Annotated in this window: 20 protein-coding genes and 2 pseudogenes; 6 read left to right on the forward strand and 16 right to left on the reverse strand. The window is 64.2% G+C overall.

What is annotated here, in order from left to right; genetic code table 11:
• The 10 genes from A5625_RS13305 to A5625_RS13340 form a co-directional block, all read right to left on the reverse strand.
• On the reverse strand, nucleotides 1-329 hold a 329-nt coding region (locus A5625_RS13305; protein ID WP_197516087.1), incomplete at its 3' end, for a DegV family protein.
• Nucleotides 330-334: 5 nt separating this feature from the next.
• On the reverse strand, nucleotides 335-1,156 hold the full coding sequence (gene octT, locus A5625_RS13310; RefSeq protein ID WP_066994145.1) for a diglucosylglycerate octanoyltransferase: 822 nt from the start codon (nucleotides 1,154-1,156) through the stop codon (nucleotides 335-337).
• On the reverse strand, nucleotides 1,146-1,820 hold the full coding sequence (gene gpgP / locus A5625_RS13315; RefSeq protein ID WP_066994148.1) for a glucosyl-3-phosphoglycerate phosphatase: 675 nt from the start codon (nucleotides 1,818-1,820) through the stop codon (nucleotides 1,146-1,148). The genes octT and gpgP overlap by 11 nt, the downstream gene beginning before the upstream one ends.
• On the reverse strand, nucleotides 1,817-2,212 hold the full coding sequence (rsfS, locus tag A5625_RS13320) for a ribosome silencing factor (RefSeq protein ID WP_066994151.1): 396 nt from the start codon (nucleotides 2,210-2,212) through the stop codon (nucleotides 1,817-1,819). The genes gpgP and rsfS overlap by 4 nt, the downstream gene beginning before the upstream one ends.
• The gene (gene nadD / locus A5625_RS13325; protein WP_082984394.1) at nucleotides 2,209-2,877 is read right to left on the reverse strand and encodes a nicotinate-nucleotide adenylyltransferase; all 669 of its coding nucleotides are present in this window, start codon (nucleotides 2,875-2,877) and stop codon (nucleotides 2,209-2,211) included. The genes rsfS and nadD overlap by 4 nt, the downstream gene beginning before the upstream one ends.
• Nucleotides 2,878-2,944: 67 nt before the next feature.
• Complete coding sequence (locus A5625_RS29610; protein ID WP_197516088.1) at nucleotides 2,945-3,424, reverse strand: amidase family protein; 480 nt, start codon at nucleotides 3,422-3,424, stop codon at nucleotides 2,945-2,947.
• Nucleotides 3,402-4,055, reverse strand: coding sequence for an amidase family protein (locus tag A5625_RS29615; RefSeq protein ID WP_197516089.1), 654 nt, complete (start codon nucleotides 4,053-4,055; stop codon nucleotides 3,402-3,404). The genes A5625_RS29610 and A5625_RS29615 overlap by 23 nt, the downstream gene beginning before the upstream one ends.
• A gap of 106 nt (nucleotides 4,056-4,161) precedes the next feature.
• On the reverse strand, nucleotides 4,162-4,371 hold the full coding sequence (locus A5625_RS29625) for a hypothetical protein (RefSeq protein ID WP_197516091.1): 210 nt from the start codon (nucleotides 4,369-4,371) through the stop codon (nucleotides 4,162-4,164).
• A 326-nt stretch (nucleotides 4,372-4,697) separates the two neighbouring features.
• Nucleotides 4,698-5,537 (reverse strand): MBL fold metallo-hydrolase, encoded by an 840-nt coding sequence (locus tag A5625_RS13335; protein WP_232003654.1) that lies wholly within the window; start codon nucleotides 5,535-5,537, stop codon nucleotides 4,698-4,700.
• 89 nt (nucleotides 5,538-5,626) lie between these two features.
• Nucleotides 5,627-6,340: an SDR family oxidoreductase gene (locus A5625_RS13340; RefSeq protein WP_066994161.1), complete on the reverse strand. Its 714-nt coding sequence runs from the start codon at nucleotides 6,338-6,340 to the stop codon at nucleotides 5,627-5,629.
• 338 nt (nucleotides 6,341-6,678) lie between these two features.
• On the opposite strand from A5625_RS13340, the pseudogene A5625_RS30750 reads away from it, so the two are divergent.
• The 4 genes and pseudogenes from A5625_RS30750 to A5625_RS13360 all read left to right on the forward strand — a co-directional run.
• Nucleotides 6,679-6,975: pseudogene (locus A5625_RS30750) on the forward strand (cupin domain-containing protein); the annotation flags it as partial.
• Nucleotides 6,976-7,135: 160 nt separating this feature from the next.
• Nucleotides 7,136-8,632 (forward strand): GMC family oxidoreductase, encoded by a 1,497-nt coding sequence (locus A5625_RS13350; RefSeq protein WP_232003656.1) that lies wholly within the window; start codon nucleotides 7,136-7,138, stop codon nucleotides 8,630-8,632.
• Between the two features lie 1,037 nt (nucleotides 8,633-9,669).
• A complete protein-coding gene (locus A5625_RS13355) occupies nucleotides 9,670-10,533 on the forward strand; it encodes a LysR family transcriptional regulator (RefSeq protein ID WP_066994169.1) in 864 nt (287 codons plus the stop codon).
• Between the two features lie 321 nt (nucleotides 10,534-10,854).
• Entirely contained in the window at nucleotides 10,855-11,397 is a 543-nt protein-coding gene (locus tag A5625_RS13360; RefSeq protein ID WP_156748197.1) for a GNAT family N-acetyltransferase, read from the forward strand.
• Between the two features lie 150 nt (nucleotides 11,398-11,547).
• Here A5625_RS13360 and A5625_RS13365 read toward each other — a convergent pair whose 3' ends face one another.
• From A5625_RS13365 to A5625_RS13385, 5 genes are all read right to left on the reverse strand, one after another.
• Nucleotides 11,548-12,996, reverse strand: coding sequence for a VWA domain-containing protein (locus tag A5625_RS13365; protein ID WP_066994177.1), 1,449 nt, complete (start codon nucleotides 12,994-12,996; stop codon nucleotides 11,548-11,550).
• A 10-nt stretch (nucleotides 12,997-13,006) separates the two neighbouring features.
• Nucleotides 13,007-13,882: a MoxR family ATPase gene (locus A5625_RS13370; protein ID WP_066994180.1), complete on the reverse strand. Its 876-nt coding sequence runs from the start codon at nucleotides 13,880-13,882 to the stop codon at nucleotides 13,007-13,009.
• Nucleotides 13,883-13,918: 36 nt separating this feature from the next.
• Nucleotides 13,919-15,178 carry a glutamate-5-semialdehyde dehydrogenase gene (locus tag A5625_RS13375; RefSeq protein ID WP_066994183.1) on the reverse strand — a complete coding sequence of 420 codons (1,260 nt, stop codon included), beginning with the start codon at nucleotides 15,176-15,178 and terminating at the stop codon, nucleotides 13,919-13,921.
• Between the two features lie 71 nt (nucleotides 15,179-15,249).
• The gene (locus A5625_RS13380; protein WP_066994186.1) at nucleotides 15,250-16,653 is read right to left on the reverse strand and encodes a mechanosensitive ion channel family protein; all 1,404 of its coding nucleotides are present in this window, start codon (nucleotides 16,651-16,653) and stop codon (nucleotides 15,250-15,252) included.
• Nucleotides 16,653-18,845 carry an adenylate/guanylate cyclase domain-containing protein gene (locus A5625_RS13385; RefSeq protein WP_066994189.1) on the reverse strand — a complete coding sequence of 731 codons (2,193 nt, stop codon included), beginning with the start codon at nucleotides 18,843-18,845 and terminating at the stop codon, nucleotides 16,653-16,655. The genes A5625_RS13380 and A5625_RS13385 overlap by 1 nt, the downstream gene beginning before the upstream one ends.
• A 156-nt stretch (nucleotides 18,846-19,001) precedes the next feature.
• Between A5625_RS13385 and A5625_RS13390 the strand changes: the two genes are divergently transcribed.
• A complete protein-coding gene (locus A5625_RS13390) occupies nucleotides 19,002-19,880 on the forward strand; it encodes a ribokinase (RefSeq protein WP_066994192.1) in 879 nt (292 codons plus the stop codon).
• On the opposite strand, the pseudogene A5625_RS29125 reads toward A5625_RS13390, so the two are convergent.
• A pseudogene (locus A5625_RS29125) lies at nucleotides 19,877-20,227 on the reverse strand (UTRA domain-containing protein); the annotation flags it as partial. The gene A5625_RS13390 and the pseudogene A5625_RS29125 overlap by 4 nt on opposite strands.
• 6 nt (nucleotides 20,228-20,233) lie before the next feature.
• Between A5625_RS29125 and A5625_RS13400 the strand changes: the two are divergent.
• On the forward strand, nucleotides 20,234-20,520 hold a 287-nt coding region (locus tag A5625_RS13400), incomplete at its 3' end, for a UTRA domain-containing protein (RefSeq protein ID WP_232003659.1).

The following is a 20,520-nucleotide window of genomic DNA, read 5'->3' on the forward strand; positions in this document are numbered from 1 at the left end:
TCGATGACCCGGATGTGGGGATCCAGGTCGGCCGCGGTACGTTCAGCGGCCCGGCAGGTCCCGGACAGCCCCGACGAAATGTGCACGGCCACCACACCGTCGGCGCCGCTGTCGGCCAACGCCTGCTGGTATGCGTCGGCCAGTTCGGCCGGAGTGGCCGCCGCCGTGGTGGCCGCGAGTTTGTAGATGTCGTCGGGTATGTCGTCCACACCGTCGCGCAGATCGGTGCCGTGGAGCAGGATATGCAGTGGAACGACGCGTATTCCCCACTTTTCGACCAATTCTGCAGGCAAACGTGCCGACGAGTCGGTCACCACCACGACAGTCACCGGCGCTACCCGCGGGGCTTTTCGTTGGGCACGCCGGCCTGATTGCGCGGCTCCTCATCGCGCTGCGCGTCCCCCGCAAGCGGGAGGTGCCCCCGCTGCATCGTCACCACGCCGGCCTCGGCGAGCGCCTTGAGCATCAACTCCGCCACCGCCTGGTGGGCTTCGAAGTTCCAGTGAATGCCGTCGGGGTTTCCGTGACCAGCCATGATGTGTTCGGCGACAGCGGCTTTGAGATCGACCAGCGGCACATCGTGGTTTTGCGCCCAGTCAGTGATCGCGGACGCCGTTCCCGCCCGGCCATGGTGAGCCCTACCGTAGGTGTCGGCGATATGCACCGATGGCAACGAAGCCACGATCGGGATACCGGGACGGTTGAAATCGATTGCGCCACGGGTCTGTTCGAGGTAGTCGGCGCTCAGGTGCGGAGGCAGGGCGGACCGGGCCACCGGTGACAGCCTGGGCTGCAGCCAGCCGTAGCCGTCACGGACCCAGCGCCGCAGCCAGGGCGGCCGCACATAACGGATCAGCTCACGCAGCGCCGTGGGCAGCACCGAGGGCAGCGAATCCATGCCGCCGGTGGCGAAGATGACCGCACCCGCCCTGGGCAGCGCCGCCCAGGCCCGCGGGTCCTGGGTCGCCGCCCACCAGATGTCACGGCACGTCCACCCGATGCGGCCAATCAACTCGACATCCCAATCCAATTGATTCGCAACGATGTTCGGCCAGATGCGGGGATCGTCGGCGGGTAGCCCCCCGGTCGGACCGTAATAAGCCAAGGAGTCGGCGAAGATCAGCAGCGTCGGTCTGCGCCGAAGTTCAGAGGACATCGTTGGACACCTGCGCCGAAGCGTTCCACACGTCCAAACGCCAACGGATACTGTCGAATTCGTCGGCTGGACCGTCGGAGTGGCCGGACAGTTGCACCCAGCTGGCATTGCCCATGCCGCCCAGAATCGGCCAATTGGCGACCGGAAGCTTCAGCAGCGCGGCCGACAGGGCGGCGATCAGTCCGCCGTGCGCCACCAGCACCACCGGGCGATCCGGTCCGTCGGGATCACCCCACTCCGGCTCGCCCGACACCAATTCGGCGACCAAGGGCAGGCTGCGAGCCGCGACGTCCACCCTGCTCTCGCCGCCATGCGGCGCCCAGGTGGCGTCTTCACGCCAGGCCAGCCGGGCACCGGGGGCCTGTTCGTCGACCTCGGTATGGGTCAATCCCTGCCAGTCGCCGAGGTGGGTTTCCCGCAACCGCGGGTCCACCCGGATCGGAAGACCGGTCGCCTCCCCCAGCCTGACCGCGGTGTCGAAGGCGCGATGCAGATCCGACGACGCGATCAGCAACGGCTGCAGTTTGCCCAGCACCTCGGCGGCGGCGATCGCCTGTGCCCGCCCGAGTTCGCTGAGTTCGGAATCCAGCTGGCCCTGCATCCGGCTACCGGCATTGAACTCGGTTTGCCCGTGCCGCAACATGATCAGACGACGAATTCTCATTGGGCGCTCGAGTCTTCCGAGTCGTCGTGGCTCTCATCGAGGTCGACGGGCACCACCGGGCAGTCACTCCACAGCCGGTCCAGGGCATAGAAGTCGCGGTCTTCCTGGTGCTGAATGTGAACGACGATGTCGCGATAGTCCAGCAGCGTCCAACGGCCTTCCCGCGTCCCCTCGCGACGCGCCGGCTTGTAACCCGCCTTGCGCATCTTCTCCTCGACCTCGTCGACGATGGCGTTGACCTGTCGCTCGTTGGATGCCGAGGCGATCACGAAACAGTCCGTGATGGCGAGCTGGGCGGAGACGTCGATGACGATGACGTCGTCGGCCAACTTCGCGGCGGCGGCGCCGGCGGCCACCGTCGCCATGTCAATGGCCTCCTGGGTGGCGCTCATGGGTGTTCCCCTGTGGTCAGGCGCGTTTCGGTCACGCTCACCGTCGGCTCCGTGTCGTCGCGGTACAGCCGGCGCTTGGAGACGTACTGCACGACGCCGTCTGGCATCAAGTACCACAGCGGCCGGCGCTGCGCCGCGCGCCGGCGGCAATCGGTGGAGGAGATGGCCAGCGCGGGAATCTCGACCAAACTCAGCGCATCCTCGGGAAGCTCACCGAGCACGCCGGTGATGTGTTCACGGCGCAGCTCGTAGCCGGGCCGGCTGACCCCGATGAAGCGGGCCAGCTCGAACATCGTCTCCCAGCCCTGCCACGACAGGATGGAGGCCAGCGCGTCGGCCCCGGTGATGAAGTACAACTCCGAGCCCGGATTGAGGGCGTGCAGGTCGCGCAGGGTGTCCTTGGTGTAGGTGGGACCGGCGCGGTCGATGTCGACCCGGCTGACCGAGAAACGGGGATTGGACGCCGTGGCGATCACCGTCATCAGGTATCGGTCCTCGGCAGCGGAGACGTGCCGGTCTTTCTGCCAGGGCTGACCGCTGGGGACGAACACCACTTGGTCGAGGTCGAATAGGTCGGCGACCTCACTGGCGGCAACCAGGTGGCCGTAATGGATGGGATCGAACGTCCCACCCATCACCCCTAACCTGCGAAGCTGCTTTTGCACGATTTGCCAGCTTACTTGAGCCGTTGTTTCGGCCCGATTTCCCAGCTCGGGCGGCGGCGCTGCAACCCTATCCCGGCATCGGGTCGATCGGTGAGACTGGTGTACCGGCAGCTTCGATCGATTCTCCGGCGGCCGGACAGAGGTCCTCGCGGTGACGGCCCGCAACGATTTGCACGCCGACCGGCGTGCTCCCGGGCAGACCGGTCGACACGGTCAGCGCCGGCAGCCCGAGGTGGGGCAAACCGAGCTGCGGGAGCTGTGCGGCCAACACCCGCGCGAAGGCGGCGTCGCCTTGCATATCGAGACGGTTCGCGAAGGGCAGCTCGGCGCTGGCCGGTATCACCAGGACAGAGTAGTTCTCGAACAGCGTCATCCACTCGCGTAGAACTGTCGCTCGGCGAATCAGCAACTTGGAGAACGCGGTCAGGTCGAAAGCGATGCCTTGCTCGCGCAGACGCGCCAACACATTCAACGCACCCGGGTCGCCTTCCCGTTGTGCGGCCGCAAGTTTGTCGTCGTACCCGTCAAGGAAGGCGAGTTTGCGCATCGGCTGCTTCGGCGAGTAGCGGGGTGGTGGCCAGCTCGTCCACGTCCCACGCTGCGGCTTTGAGCCGCTCGGCCGCGTCGCGGACCGCTTGCGCCACTTCGGCTCTGGTGCCAAGCCCGTCCGGTGCCACGCAGAAAGCCGCTCGATTGACCACGGGGGGCGGACCTGACAATGGCGCGGGCACCCACCACGGATCGCGGGCGTCTCGGGCGGCCATCGCCGTGAATGCCAGCCGGACGTCGGCGACGCTGCGCGCTAACGGGCCTGAAACTCGCCCAAGCTGGGCGCCGATAGTTGGTCCGGGGAGAGAGGCGTTGAACGCGGGGACGCGGCCAAGTGTCGGGCGCAACCCATGTATCCCACAGGCATACCCCGGATAGCGGATCGAACCTGCGATGTTGGTTCCGTGCGCAATCGCGCCGATGCCCGCCGTGACTGCCGCGGCGGCCCATCCCGACGAGCCACCTGGAGTTAAGCCCGCGTTCCGTGGGTTGCGGGTTTCCCCGTGCATTTGATTCGAGGTGAACCAACGGAGGCAGAATGCTGGCGCATTAGTCCGGCCGATGACCACTGCACCGCTCTTCAAAAGATTGTCCACGACGGGGCTGTTAGTTTTTGGCGATGAGGTCACGCTGTAGCGTCACGCCGTCGGTGGTGGCGTAGCCGGCCTGGTCGACGTTGATCTTCACCGTTACGGGCACACCGGCCAGCGGTCCAACCTCATCGCCGCGGCGCAGTCAATCGTCGATCATGACGGCGGCAGCCGATGCCTCGTCGCGGCGATGATCAACCACCGCGTTGATCGCACCGTTGATGTCATCGAGCCGATCCAAGGCCGCCTCCACGACCTCGCGCGCCGAGACTTCGCGCGATCGGACCAAGCTGGCGAGTTCGGTCGCCGGAAGTTGCCATAGCCGCGCTGGCGGCGAAACTCCGTTGTTCGTCACGATTCGCGTACGACTTGCCCTAATCGTCGCCTTTGAGCTTGACGACTTGCAATGACGATGAGGCGGGCACGCCCGCGAGGTCGAGGTCGATTTTGACGTCGGTTTCGTGGCTCGGCCTGATGACTGCGGTGCTTGAGCTCGTGCGGGCGGGGATTGGGCCTGAGCGGCCTGCTGGGGAGCCGCTCGACAGCTGGTGCCCGAACCACCCGCAGGACGCAGGCTCCATTAGCGCGAGTGCAGGTCCCGTATCCCGTGCGTTCCTCGACCACATCGCGTGGTCGAGCGCGACGAAGCAGGCTGTTCGTTCGTTCGAGTCACCCAGTGGCCTACATAGACGGGCGCGGTGGCGGAGCACACACCAGTGTGGCGATGGGCTTCCACACTTCGCCGTCCCACCGGTTCTCGTTGAAACGGCCAAATGGACAGTCGCCGAAGTGGAAGCCAAAGCCAAACGTGTTGGGTTTGGCCAGCTCGTCCAGCAGCCGGAGGCGCGCGGTGATCAGCGCCGACGTATCGGTGTCGGCCGCACTGAACCAGTGCGGTTGCGCCAACTGAGCAGGGGTGTGGAAGGTGTCGCCGAAGGTGATTAGCCGCTCACCAGTGGTCGCGGTGATGATATAGGAGGTGTGGCCGGGTGTATGCCCGCCCGTTACTAGGGCCCGAACCCCGGGGAAGATTTCGTCACCATCGGCGATCAGGGTCACTGCGGATGGCATAGCCGCGATGACATGGGGTGGTGTTGATGCGTCGGCACGATCAGGATTGTTTGTAAAAGGCTGCCATTCCTGTGCTGAGACCAAGTAGGGAGCGCGCGGGAACGACTTGGTGCTGTGGCCGTTAACGTCGGTGTTGAACGCCCAGCCGGAATGGTCGAAATGCAGGTGGGTGAAGGCAACTGCATCGATGTCTTCGGGCTGTAGCTGCAGCTGCGACAAGACGTCGAGCATGGAGCCGCTATCTATTGAGCCCCAAGGGAAATCCGATACCACCGGACCGATGCCAGTATCGATCAGCAGTCGCTGTCCCTGGCGTTCGATGAGTAAGCCGCCGGCGCTCATCGGCATTTGACCGTCCCGGTCGAAAAGTTCCGGCCACCGTGACCAGCCTGTGGCCGGAACGTCCGGAAAGAATGCAGCGGCACGGATGGAGACCACGCCATCGACCACGTAGGTAGCGGTTACGTCGCCGAACCGAAACGAGCGCACCGCGGCAGGATCTCTGAATCGTCCGATCGGTGATTCTTGCCAGGATGCGTTCATGCGGCGCTGATGCTCCCGCCGCCGTCGACTCGAAGGATCTGCCCCGTTAGGTACCCGGCGTCTTCGTCGAGTAGCGCACAGATCGCGTGGGCGATTTCGCGAGGGGCACCGACTCGACGGAGCGGAATTGTTGCCAGGAAGCGAGATTCGCGTTCGGATCCAACGGGGCTGCGTTCGCGGTACATCTCGGTTTCTGTAGGGCCGGGCGCCACCGCATTCACGGTAATCCCTGTCGAGGCAAGCTCATTAGCCCATATGCGTGTGCATGTTTCCAGCGCGGCCTTTGCGGCAGCGTAAGGCGTGCGTTCCGGAGTGCCCAGCGTCGTCAAACTGGTGACGTTGACGATGCGGCCCCACCCCGCGCCAATCATGCCGGGCAGGACGGCCTGCACGACCTGGACGGCAGTGCCTACGTTCAAGTCGTAGGCCGCAATCAATTCATCCAAGTCAATAGACCCCATCCGGCCGAACCGCGCAAAACCAACGTTGTTAACTACCGCTTCGACGGGGCCGTCCGCGACGATCCCCGTCAGTGTCTCGGCGGTCGCTGTTCGGTCCACGAGGTCCACCTGGTAGAACTTTCCAGGAAAGTGCGGAGGGCTGGTTCGAGCGATGCCAATCGGTTGATGACCATTGGCCGCGAGCCGATCGGCCACCGCCCGGCCGATCCCTTTCGATGCGCCCGTGATCAAGATTCGACGTGACAACATTACTAACCTTCCTCATTGGGCCACCAGCATGTGCTGATCAACCTCGTCCGCGAGTTTAGGTTTGTTTGAGGTGGAGAAAAACGTAGATTCCCAATCTGACATGTCACTATGCAATTTTTGCATGCAGTTACGTAAAACCGCATCCTCGTTGGCCTTAGACTGCGCCGACGTCCTCAATGATGGCGATCAAAACGCTGGAGGGCACTCACGATAAAGGGTGAACACATGACGGCGAAACACTCCAGATTCAGGATCGCCATTGTTACGCAACGGATTTGAGAGCTGTACCTGACCGACTTTAGTCGACAGGGTCGGGTGTTCACCAACCGGACTGCGCTGTCCCAGCTCACTTGCACCGCCACGAGGAGGAACACTTCCTGGTGTTGGCCGGTCGATACCGCATCGCCATAGGCGACGAGATCATCGACGCCCATCCGGGCACGCGCGCAACCGTGCCGAAAAACACCCCCCACAGCTGGCGCAACGTCGCGACGACTAACAGCAGGATGCTTGTCGTCCTCACACCGGGAGGGTTCGAGCAGCTTATATCCAGGGTCGAGGGCACTCCCGCTCACCAAATACCCGAGCTCGCAGCTAAATACGGTTGTGAGATCCTCGGCCCTCCACTCGTTTAGGTGCTCCGCCTGGGGGACCACTGGACCGTCACGGCAGGCTTTGTCCCTCCTTTCGGTACGGGTGTAAGCGAAATGACCGCGGCACACGGCAGCTCAACAGAATTGCGGTAGCGGCCGCCGCCGTGTTACCAGAAAGGGAATTACCTTGACACAGCCAAGCTTGTACGACGTCATCATCGTCGGTGCGGGCACAGCCGGGTGTGTAGTCGCTGCTCGGCTGTCGGAAGACAACAGTCGGCAGGTGCTCATACTGGAGGCAGGGAGCGCCATTCCGCCTCCCGCGAGCGCTGTTCCACCGGCCTGGCCCACCCTTCTGCAGAGCGAAGCATGCTGGGGGGACATGACCACCGCCCAAGCCGCTATTGGCAGAGCGGTGCCCTTTGCGCGCGGTCGCGGCGTAGGAGGGTCATCAACTGTTAATGCGATGGTGTTCGCCCGGGGACATCGTGACTGTTATACCGCCTGGGGCGAGAACGGTGCGACGGGGTGGACTTTTGACGACTTGTTCCCATACTTCAAGCGCAGCGAAACTGCGCGCCAAAGGGATCCATCTCTTCGTGGGGACGCCGGCCCGATGGTCGTGGCGCCAGCCGACCCACCTAATCCGGTGCTCGTCGCATGCCTGGCTGCCGCAGCAGAGGTCGGCTATCCACGCGCCGACGACATCAGCGGCGGCCTTGAAGTCGGTTTCGGTTTCACCGATCTCAACATCGTGGACGGTAAGCGGCAGAGTGCAGCAGATGCCTACCTCCTGCCCGTCCTAGCGCGACCGAATCTAATTTTCGAAGCGGGCGTAATGGTTCACCGCCTACGCATCCGCGGGAGCCGTTGCACGGGCGTCGAATACACGACAGCCGATGGCCACCAGGTAGCTGCGGCAGGCGGGGAAGTCATCGTGTGCGCGGGCGCCATCGGGTCGCCGCATCTCTTGCTGGCCTCCGGAATTGGGCCACCGTCCCACCTCTGCCCCTTCGGAGTCGACGTCGCCTTCGATCTACCAGGGGTGGGTCTGAATCTGCAGGATCACCCGATCGTTCCACTCGTCTACCGTGCCGCCCGATCCGTGCCGGCCGGCCGACACAACCATGGCGAGCTAATCGGGCTTATCCGCCACGCGGCGACGAGCGGTCCGCCGGATATTCAAGTCTTCGGCGTCGACTCCGCGGATGTTCCGGGCCTCGGTGGAGCAGACGGGTACGTGTTGGGAGTGTCTGTGCTGCAACCAGTTAGCCGCGGGTGCGTGAAGCTTTCGGGCCCTACCACCCAAGCGCCTCCGGTGATCGACCCGAACTATCTCGGTGATGAGCGCGATATGCGCACCATGATCGATGGACTGCGGATCGCCCGCGCAATCGGGACAGCCAGCGCGCTCGATCCATGGAGGGCCGAGGAGCTCGCACCGGGGCAGGAGGCCGTCGATGACGCGGCGCTGCGGAGCTACGTGCAGCGAAATGTCTCGTCCTACTTTCACCCTGTTGGTACCTGCACTATGGGCAACACACCGGAGTCAGTTGTCGACAGTAAATTACGGGTGTACGGCATTGATGGGCTTCGCGTCATAGATGCATCAGTGATGCCGTCGATCCCGTCCAACAACACTGCTGCAACAGTCTATGCGATCGCAGAACGCGGCGCGGACCTCATCCGTCGCGGATGAGCGGCAGGCTTTATGGATTTCGTATCAAGCAATTCCGGCCACATCGTGCGTCCGCTGTCTCAGCAAGAACTGATTGTGGCCGAAGGGTAAGACTCCAAATAGGGAAAGTAACGAAAGGATCATCGCCGATGGGTATCGGAGTGGGTGAGCGGGTTCGTCCCGTGTTGATCGCTGTGGGCACCGCAATTGTGATTGCCGCCGGGCCGATCGTTGCCGCGACGCTAGAGGGCCACTTCAGCAGTAATGAACTCACTCAGTGCCGTGCACCGGAGGGCAGCCAAGAGGGATGATTGAAGCACTTGGGGTTCGCGTTCTCACCACCGGGTGACGTTGGACACCTGAATTCCGGACGAAGCGGTCCCGTGCATGTCAGACCGTGACACCGGCAAGCACTCTCGCCTTCGTTACAAATGGTATTCGTACCGAGGCATTCGAGCTGTCCGCTGCTCTGCAGGAGCTACGTGATTAAGTGACTTGGCTTGAGCCTTAGCTCATTGACCAAGATCAATTGTGCCACAGCGGAACTCGGAGTACCCCGTTCAAAGTTGCATTCCCTAACCGACGGCCGCAAAAATCCCATTTGCGGCTAGTTTGCGTTGATGTTGATTTTTTCGAGCTACCGTCATCGGCCATGTTTCCCACAAAATGCGACATCAGGAAGATTGTGCGGGTGCGGTGACGGTGTGGGGACAAACCGGCAAGTCTCGGCGAGCGATCGGGTGAATCCTCCTGTTAGCAACGGGTACTCGTGGGAATGCCGGTGTCCTGTCGGTGGGCGACACGCATCGGTGATAGAGCCCTCGGGTCGCTGAGCCTGCCGGAGTGCCGCCGGCCGTTCGACGTCACCCGGTGTCCAGGCCGATATGCTGTTAGCAGTACCGGTATTTAGGTGGCCTTTGCACGCGTCGAAAGGGGGCGAGCGAGTGTTTGCTCATCATGAGACGCGGTCCCCCAGCCCAATACAAGGGAATGCTGACGCGTGTGGGCGGACATCATGCCGACGCGATGCTGTGCCGGTTGCAGAGTAGAGGAGTTCAATGGCGACGCTGCTGCAGCTGAAAGCTTTCCTTGCGGTCATCGACGACGGCGGCTTTACGGCCGCAAGTCGTTCGCTGGGCTTATCGCAACCAGCCGTTAGCCGGGCGGTCGCCAGCCTCGAAAAGGAACTGGGATCACCGTTGTTAATTCGCGAACGCGAACGCATCGTCCTCAACGCGGTTGGGAGGCGCGCAGTCAAACACGCACGCGACGCAGTACGGGCCTTGGACCAAATGCGCGCCGAGGCTTCGGCCGCAGGACGGGTCTCCGGCACGCTGCGGCTGGCGAGCCTGCCCTTCACGGCCGAGATGCTAATCGATCCGCAACTGCGGAATTTTTCCGAACGTCATCCTTCTGTGCAAATCCGCGTACTCGAGGGAGGCGAACCGGAAATCCGGGACTGGCTCGACCTAGGCGCCGCGGACGCAGGCATAATCTCTCTTCCTGCAAACGGGCTCAGGGCGGCATTTTTGAGCGCCCAGGACATGGTGGCAGTGTTGCCCTCCGACCATCGGTTGGCCTCTTTTGACGAGGTTCATTACGCCGATTTGGCCAAGGAACCATTCATCCGAGCGACCGGAGGGTGTGCACATGTCTTTATGGCCGTGGCTGACCAAGTCGGTGTCGAGCTGGACGTCGCTTTCGAGGCTCACGGATTGACTGCGGTGCTTGAGATAGTCAACGCAGGCTTGGGCGTAAGTATTTTGCCGATCGCCGCAGTACCAAGCCCCCGAGCCGGGATAGTCGTCAGGCGGCTTGTCCCGAAGACGACTCGTAACCTCGCCGTAGCCGTCAGCGCGAGCGCCGGCCCGGCGGCCCTAGCTTTCCTCGAACAGATTGCTGCTCTCGATCACAGTAAGTAAGGGTGCCTGATTCCACGGCGGATGCAAGCGCTGCGCATGTCATCGACGCACAGTGGCCCCTTACTAACAGTATGCTGACGGCCGTAGCTTTCTTGCGGACGTGTCCAAAGTTAACAATTCCGTTTCGATATGGCGCTATGCGGTTATGACATAGCGCACCTCCGATAGGACGCCACTTTTCTCAATGCGCCTCCATTACAATCGATTACATTCACCGCAGCGACAAACGCTGTCAATTCCGATGCCCAAGAACTGGAGGATAACGCCCATACCGACGTGATATGTGGGCAGCAAAACGGCACCGAGAGGAAGGATGACGTAATGCAGGAAGCCGATCGACGGATGGTTCGGAAGGTGTCCATTCGCACGGCGACGTTGCACGACCTGCCCCGCCTGAACGAAATCGCCGACAGTGCGGTGAATACCCTTCTGTCGCCTTACTTCTCACTCGAACAGCTCCATGCCGCGAACGAAGCGAAGATCTACGAGGTAGACGCCGGCCTGGTCGAGGCAGGCACGTATTACGTAGGTGAAATTGACGGCGTGGTGGTGGCTGGTAGCGGCTGGAGCACGAGCGGGCAGCTGGACTCGATCGTCGGACGTGAAACGGAAGCTAGCGGCGCGGCGGCGATGCGCTCGACCTATGTCGACCCCGCCTGGAGCCGACGCGGCATCGCAGCGCTGCTCGCACGTACCACCGAAGCCGCAGCAAGCCTTTCTGGCTTCCGCCGTTTTGAGTCTCTGTGCACGCCAATGGCGGCTGCGATGCGCCACAAGCTGGGGTACCAAACGGTCGCAAGCGCGCAGGTTCCCTACGGCCCCGGCTTGGTGCTCGACTTGGTGGTAGTGCGGAAGGACGTGTGAGCTACCGCGCCCCGAGAGATTGGTGCTATTCGTAATCCGCGCCGCGGCGCCCGGTAACGCACCGCGATTGTCGCCCGGAGGCGGGGAAGATGAGCACCCACCACCGCAGTGGAACATATCGCCAATGTGACGAGAGCTTCGGTCCCGACACTACACCGGCAGCAGCTGGTCGATCACCGCGGCCAGCTGCTTGGCGGAGCGACATTCGTGCATCGGGATGACCTCTTGGTACCGCGGCACCGCCGAGTCACCGCTGCCCCACAAATGCTTGGGCTCGGGATTCAGCCAGTGCGCGTGCCGGCTGGCGGTCACCATGTGGGTGAGCAGCTCGATCTCCGGATTGCGGTAATTGGTGCGGCCATCCCCGAGCACCAGCAGCGAAGTGCGCGGCGAGAGCACATTGGGGAACGCCTGCATGAACGACGCGAACGCATTGCCGTAGTCGGAATGGCCGTCGCGGCTGTAGACGCCGGCTTCCCGGGTGATCCGCTGGATGGCCACCGCCAGGTCGGCTTCCGGCCCGAACATGTGGGTCACCTCGTCGGTGGTGTCGATGAAGGCAAACACGCGCACACGCGAGAACTGTTGGCGCAGAGCATGTACCAGGAGCAGCGTGAAATGGCTGAAGCCGGCGACCGATCCGGACACGTCGCACAGCACCACCAGTTCCGGTCGTGCCGGGCGGGGTTTAGCCAGCACGACGTCGATCGGAACCCCGCCGGTGGACATCGACTTGCGCAGCGTCTTGCGCAAGTCGATCGACCCGGCTCTGGTGCGCCGGCGGCGGGCCGCCAGACGCGTCGCCAATGTGCGGGCCAGCGGCGCCACCACCCGGCGCATCTGGCGCAGCTGCTCACCGGAAGCGCGCAGGAATTCGACGTTTTCGGAAAGCTGTGGGATGCCGTACATCTGGACGTGGTCGCGGCCCAGTTGCTCAGCGGTGCGCCGCTTAGTCTCGGCGTCGACCATCTTACGCAGCTGGGTGATGCGCTGCGCGGCAAGCGCTTTGGCGATCTCTTCCTGGGTGGGAGTGGGCTCGTCGCCATACGGGGCGAGCAGACCCGCCAGCAGTTTGCCCTCGAGTTCGTCCAGGGCCATCGCCTTGAGCGCCTGATACGACGAGAAAGACGGCCCGCGACTGGAATTGTATTTTCCGTAGGCCTCGACGATCCGGGCGATCATCGCGACCAGACGCTCGTCCATGTCGGCAAGTTCGGGGTTTTCGCTCAGCAGGTCCAGCAGCATCTGGCGCATCGCGTCGACGTCGTCGGGCGGCAATGCGTTGTCGTCCGGCGAATCGTTGGCCTCGTCGTCGATGACCACCGCGCGGGTGCCAAGCGCCGCAGGGAACCACAGGTCGAACATGGCGTCATAGGTCTCACGATGATCCGGCTGGCGCAGCACGGCGCACGCGATGCCCTCGCGCAGCACCATACGGTCACCCAGTCCGAGCGTCGCCATCACCCGGCCGGCATCCACCGTCTCGGACGGGCCAACCGAAATCCCCACCCCGCGAAGCGCTTCCACGAACCCCACCAGATGACCGGGCAGCCCGTGCGGGGCGAGCGGCCGGGGGGGTCGGGTACGGCGGGCAGCCATCGCGGTCTCCCTAATTCAGCCGCAGCTCGCCGGTCGCGCGCTGCTGGTCGGATTGATGTTTGAGCACCACGCCCAGCGTCTGGGCCACCACCGCGTCGTCGATGGTGTCCAGGCCCAGCGCAAGCAGGGTGCGTCCCCAGTCGATGGTCTCGGCGACCGACGGCAGCTTCTTGAGCTGCATCCCGCGCAGCACACCGATGATGCGCACCAACTCCTGGGCCAGGTGCTCGGGCAGCTCGGGAACCCGGGACAACAGGATGCGCCGCTCCAATTCGGGGCTGGGAAAGTCGATGTGCAAGAACAGGCACCGGCGCTTGAGCGCCTCGGACAGTTCGCGGGTGGCGTTGGACGTCAGCACCACCAGCGGCGTCCGCTCGGCGGTGATCGTGCCCAGTTCGGGCACTGTCACCGCGAAGTCCGACAGCACCTCCAGCAGCAGGCCCTCGATTTCGATATCGGCCTTGTCGGTCTCGTCGATCAGCAACACAGTGGGCTCGGTGCGCCGGATCGCGGTCAGCAACGGACGCTGCAGCAGGAATTCCTCACTGAACACGTCGTCTTTGGTCTGATCCCAGTCGCCCGAACCGGCCTGAATCCGGAGGATCTGCTTGGCGTGGTTCCACTCGTAGAGCGCACGGGCCTCGTCGACACCCTCGTAGCACTGCAGGCGGACCAGGCCCGAGCCGGTGGCCTGGGCGATGGCACGGGCCAACTCGGTCTTGCCGACGCCGGCGGGGCCTTCCACCAACAGCGGCTTACCGAGCCGGTCGGCCAGGAAGACGGCGGTCGCGGTGGCGGTGTCGGGCAGGTAGCCGGTCTCGGCCAGCCGCCGCGAGACGTCGTCAATATCGTCGAACAGCGGCTTGGACCGGGCGGGCACACTCACAATCGGATCTCCTAAAACACTTTCTCCACGCGGGTCTCAGACCGGACGAGTCTGTCCGTCCCCCCACGCAATCCATTTGGTCGAGGTCAATTCGGGCAGCCCCATCGGACCGCGGGCATGCAGTTTCTGGGTGGAGATGCCAATTTCGGCACCGAAGCCGAACTGCTCACCGTCGGTGAACGCCGTCGACGCGTTCACCATCACCGCGGCGGCGTCGACCGCATCGGTAAACTTTTGCGCCGCAGCCATATTCGTAGTCACGATGGCCTCGGTGTGTCCTGTGCCGTATTCGTTGATGTGAGCGATTGCGGCGTCGATACCATCGACCACCGCGACCGCGATGTCCATCGACAGGTACTCACGGCGTAGGTCGTCCTCGTGCGCATCTTTGGAAAATCCACCGTGCACGGTCACGCCCGCGTCCTCCAAGGCGGTCACCAGCCGGGGCAGCGCCTCTTCGGCGATCCCGATATCGATCAGCAGTGTCTCGGCGGCGTTGCAGACACTGGGCCGACGTGTTTTGGAATTCAACAGAATTCGCTCGGCCACATCCAAGTCGGCGCCTTCGTGCACGTACACGTGACAGTTGCCCACACCGGTCTCGATGGCCGGCACCTGGGCGTCCCGGACCACCGCGTCGATCAAGCTGGCACCGCCGCGCGGAATCACGACGTCGACCAGGCCACGGGCCTGAATCAGATGCGTCACTGTGGAGCGGTCTTCGGCCGAAAGCAGCTGAACCGCATCGGCGGGCAGGTCCTCGCTGACCAGCGAAGCCCGCAACACCTGGACCAGCGCCTGGTTGGACCGGGCCGCCGACGAACTTCCGCGCAGCAGCACCGCATTGCCCGACTTCAGCGCCAAACCGAAGGCATCGACGGTCACATTGGGGCGGCCCTCGTAGATCATGCCGACGACGCCGAGCGGAACGCGCTGCTGACGCAACTGCAGCCCATTGGGCAGCGTGTAACCACGCAACACCTCGCCGACCGGGTCCGGCAGCCCCGCGACCTGGCGCAGGCCCGCAGCGATGCCCTCAACGCGCTTGGCGTCCAATGCCAACCGGTCGAGCATCGCGGACGGGGTGCCGGCGGCCCGGGCGGCATCGAGGTCTTCAGCGTTGGCCGACAGGATCAATTCGGTGTGGGCCGCTATCGCATCGGCCGCAGAGCGCAGTGCCTGGTCCTTAGCAACCGTCGGCAACAACGCCAGGACACGGGATGAGACCCGGGAGCGCCGCGCGGCATTGCGCACTTCTTGGCGCAAGTCAGGCAGCGAGGGTGCTTGCAGACTCATTAAACCAGGGTATCGGGCGGCAAAAGACCGGGTGAGGCGACCCGTTCGCAAGCTTTTCGCTCGCGCTCCCGCTACCCGACCCGCTCGCTGTGCCGGGCACTGCGCACCTTGCTGCGCCGCTCTTCGATGATGTTGCCGAAGTTCTGTAGCAGCAGGGGCGCACGCGTCACCAGGTGCTCGATGTGTTCCCGATCGATCTCCAACGCCGTCACCTCTTCGAGTGCATACGCGCTGGCCAGGTTGGGTTGCCGGGTCAGCGCCGTCAGCCCCAGGAACGACCCCTCGACCAGGGTGCTGACCGGCACCATCGCCCCGTCGTCGGCGGTGGTGGTCAACTGCACGCGCCCGGCGACCAGAAACGTCATGGTGGTGGGCACCTGGCCGGCGTACTCCACCACCTCGTCGGCGCCGTAGCGGACGATCCTGGCGGCGGACCGCAGCGAGCGCTGCTCGTCGGCTCCGATGCGCAACGCCGGCGCCACCACGGTGTGCAACGCGTGCTCCACGCGCTCGACGGTGGAGAAGTCGTCTTCGGCGTCGTCGAGGTGCAGATTCTCCCGTCGCGCCGCGTACCAGATCCAGCGCAGGAACGTCGCCTTCGCGGCGCCGGCGTCCGCCGGTGAGTTCAACCCGATGGTGGTGCGGTATTCGGCCGCACCCACCGGCACGGACCGCGGCACGCTGCCAGCCTTGAGTTGCGGCAACGCCATGCCGATTCGCGACAGCAGCGCGCACACCCGGTCCGGCGGGTCAACGCTGGCGAACGTCGTCGTCACCTCCAGCTTGTGCGCGCCGGGCGGGCGAGAAAGATTTGTGAACGCGTTGCTGGCCAGCACCGAGTTCGGCATGATCCGGATGCCGCTGCCGGTGTCGATGTGCACGGCGCGCCAGTTCACCTCGATCACCCGCCCGCGGGCGGTGCCGGTATCCAGCCACTCATCGATACGGAAGGGCTGCTCGAACAGCATGAACAAGCCGGACACGATTTGGCCGACAGAGTTTTGCAGCATCAGCCCGATGACGACCGAGGTGACGCCCAGCGCGGTGAAGATGCCGCCGATCCGCACACCCCAGATGTAGGACGACATCACCGCCAGACCAACGCCGATCACCGCCAAGCGGGCGCAGTCCAGGAAGATGGTGGGTAATCGCTTGCGCCAGCTCTTTTCGGGTGCGCCTTCGAACATCGTCGCGTTGAGACCGGACACCATCAACACCAGCACCAGCAGACCGAACACCGTGGTGAGGAGGCGCACTCCGACGTCGCCGGCCGGGATCTGGGAGGCTTGGACCAGCAGCAGTAACAGCGCTCCTAGCGGGAGAACGTAGTTGCGCAGCAGGCTGACTTGCCTGGCCAGCGGGCTGTTTCTGCGCAGCAGCGCGTCATGCAGCTCGGTGAGAGCGATCAGCCCGAGCGGAAGTCCGACCGCGATCCCGATCGCCCAGTAGAACCACGTCGAACTGAACAGGTTCATCAGCGCTCCAGCAACCGGTAGATGGCCTGATCGGCACCGCCGACCGAGATGGTGCCCGCGGGTGTGAACTGCCGAACGTCCCGCATCGCCTCGTAGACCTGCGAACTGACGTAGATGCCCGGTTGCGGTGCGCCGCTGTGCATTTGATAGGCCAGGCTGACCGCGCCGCCCCACATGTCATAGACCAGGCTGGAGCGGCCGACCAGCCCACTCACCACGTTGCCTGTGTTCACGCCGACTCGCAGGCCTAGCTGGTGCACGCCCTGGCTGTTGAATCGGTCGATGATGCGACCGATTTCGAGCGCGAAGTCAACGGCGCGGTGAATGCTGTCCAGCCGGGGGGTGACAACCCCACAACTGGCCAGATAGCCGTTGTGGAATGTGCGAATCCGTTCGACGCCAAGGGCTTCCGCGGCCGAATCGAATTGCCGGAAGAGGTCGTCCACGGTCGCGACCAATTCGTCTTCCGGTACGTTGTTGGAAATCTCGTCCAGGCCGACGATGTCGGCATAGATGATGGCGACGTCCTGGTGCTTCTGGGCGATAGTCTCCTCGCCGTCGCGATAGCGTTGCAGCACCGACTCCGGCATCAGCGCCAGCAGCAGCCGGTCGTTCTCCCGGCGCTGCTCGTTGAGTAACTCTTCCTTGATCGCGAGATTTCGGCTCATCTCATTGAAAGCCGCTGTGAGATCACCGATTTCATCGCGTCTCCGGACCGGTATGTTGATCTCGTAATCGCCGGAGCTGATCTTACGGGTACCTTCTTCGAGCCGACGGACCGGTCGCACCGCGGCCTGCGCGACGAACATCGAGGCCACACAGATGGCGAAGATCATTGCGGCCACCGCGATCACCAGCGTCTTGCTGAACCTGCCGAGCCGGGCGAACGCGTCGGAGTTGTCGCGCGTCGCGAGGATCGACCAGTGCAGGTCGGAGTTGGGGATGCTCAGCGGGGCATAAGCTTCCAGCTCTTTATTACCCATGTAATCGGTGGCACTGACCACCCCCGTCTCGCCACGTTGGGCGGCGCGAAGGCCGGCGGTGTCTACCGGCTGCACCAGGGTGGTGGTGCCCAACCGGATCGCCCGATCCACCACGTCGGGTGGCGTGCCGGCATCGATGGCCTTGCGCCGGTATTCCTTCGGATTCTCGATGAAATCCCGTGAATCCGAACGCATCAGGTCGTCCGGGCCGGCCAGGTAGGTTTCGGTCGCGGGCCCCATCCCGGCGGCATCCCAGTGCTTGTCGGCGGTCATGATCTTGTTGATCTTCGCGACCGGCACCGGCAGGGCCATCACGCCTTCGAACTTGCCGTTCATGCCGACCGGCGACACCACCCACGCCGTCGGAGTGTCGAGTTGCGGCTGGTACTGCTGGAAGTCGGTGATCCAGACGAAGTCGAGATCGTTGGAGGCCAAGGCTTTCTGGTATGCCTCGCGCAGCTTGGATTCGCGATACGGACCGGTCAGGACGTTGGTTCCCAGATCCGGACCCTTCAGCACGCTGTAGACGACATTGCCCTGCATGTCCAGCAGCAGCGCATCCCGATAGTCGAAGCGGGTGACAATGCCGCGCATGTAGAAGTCGAAGCGCGCGTTGGCGGCCGACCATGCGCTGCCGTCGCCGGCTTCCTGGATGGGCAGTCCATCCGGGGCCGATCGTGGCGCGGCGGTGTAGAGCGCCTGAATGTACTTCTGCGCGTTGGAACTTGGCAGGACTGCCCTGATATCGATGGTGTCACCGGTGACCCGCTTGATCGGTTTGATCATGTCGTCGTCGTAGTAATTGACCAGCGACTGCTGCTGGACGGGCGTGATCGTCGCGTTGTTCAATTGAGCGAAGCCCGCGGTCAACGTTGTCATCGCCTCGTTGACGCTGAAGCCGCCGCTGTAGACGATCAGCGAATTCGACACCTCTCGGAACAGCGCCTGCACCGCTCGCTTCTGGGACTCGCGCATCTCGATCAACCGTTCCGACTCGACTTGTCGTAATGCGTTGCGCCCGGACACCGCACCGATGAGGCCGATCACCGCCACGCCCAGGATGCTCGACAGCAACATGGTGATCAGGATCTTCGACTGGATGCCGAACCGGAACCGGGCCAGAACAGGCGGGCGGGGGCGCTTGGCGGCCGGTTGGGCCGGGATCGGATCGATATCGGGTTCAGCGTCTGTTAGCTCGCTCGTGGTCAATCGCCTGCCCTTTTCTCTTGGGATCCTGCACCACTAAGGCAGCAGACTAGCGTGCAGACATCGAGTTATTCGGCGTTTGCCGTGACGCGATGTGGCGTCAAAAGCGCTGGTGCCCGTGGTGTGCTTCGCCATCGCGGCACGACTAACGTCGGCGGCATGGCAGGGGTATGTGTAGTGGGCAGCGTGAATCTCGATCTGTCGTTGGGTGTCGACGCCCTTCCGCGGCCTGGCGAAACGGTTTTGGCGTCGTCGTTGACGCAGGCCCCCGGCGGCAAGGGCGGCAATCAGGCGGTGGCGGCGGCGCGCGCGGGCGCGCGAGTGCAGTTTGTCGGCGCGGTGGGCGATGACGCGGCCGCCGAACAATTGCGCGCCCACCTCGAATCCAACGGCGTGGGGCTGGACGGAGCCGTCGAAATTCCCGGCCCCAGCGGCACGGCCGTCGTCGTCGTGGACGCGAACGCGGAGAACACCATCGTGGTAGCGCCGGGCGCCAACGGACGGTTCACGCTGACCGACGACCGTGCACGCGCGGTCATCGCACACTGCGATGTGATGTTGACCCAGCTGGAGATTCCGGTGAAAACGGCGGTCGCCGCGGCGCAACACGCCCGCTCTGCCGGAGCGGTCGTCGTCGTGAATGCTTCGCCTGCAGGCCAGGACCCCAGCTCGTTGGGCGAGTTGGCGGCCGCGGCCGACGTGGTGATCACCAACGAAGACGAAGCCGACGAATGGCCTTGGCATCCAGAGCATTTAGTGATCACGCTGGGTGCGCACGGCGCCCGCTACGTTGGCGCGGACGGCGAGTACACCGTGCCGGCTCCGACAGTGGATCCGGTGGACACCACCGGGGCCGGCGATGTGTTCGCCGGCGTGCTGGCCGCGAATTGGCCGTCCAATCCCGGCTCGCGGGATCAACGGCGGCTCGCGTTGCAGCGTGCGTGCGCGGCGGGTGCGCTGGCCACGTTGGTCGCCGGCGCCGGTGATTGCGCACCCGACGCAGACGCAATCGACAAGGCGGCCCGCGACGCGTCCTAGCCGCTCTGCCCGCCGACGTCGTGGGCGATTCTCAGACCGTCGCCGGTCTCCATCTCGTCGGCCGCCTGAGTGAGCAGCACGCGACTTCGGCTCGGCGACAGCAGGGCAGAGAGGTAGTGGTGCGGTGCGTCGGCCGCGTAGACGAGCCGGTTGACCCGTAACAGGGCCGCGCCGATCGGCATGTCGAGCAGGTGGGCGTTGCGCGGGCCCGCGATTTCGGCCGTGATCTCGTGTCGCACCCGGTTCATGGTGATGCCGCCGCCGGACAGCAGCTCGTAGAGCGGTGCGCGCCGCAACGCGGCCTCGGTAAGCACCGGGGCCAGCTCCGGCGGCAGCCAGGCGTCGGTTCGTTTGTGCGCCAACATAATCCGGCCGATGCGCCGACCGGGCGCTCGTATCTGCAAGAACTGCGCCAGACCCAATTCGAGACCGAGGTCGAGGTGGTCGAACTCGGCACGCGGCCGCCCACCCGGGTCGTCGCCGAAACCCTCGGGCGCAGCGGCGAGTTGCTGCACATCGTGCGCGTGCGCCGGCAGCGCAGGACCGGCGAGCCGTTGATGGTGACCGACGCCTGGCTGCCGCCGGAGCTGGCCCCGGTGCTTACCGAGGCCGCGTTGCGGCGCGCACCGCTCTACGAGCT

Source organism: Mycobacterium sp. 1465703.0 (assembly GCF_001672975.1).
Taxonomy (GTDB): domain Bacteria; phylum Actinomycetota; class Actinomycetes; order Mycobacteriales; family Mycobacteriaceae; genus Mycobacterium.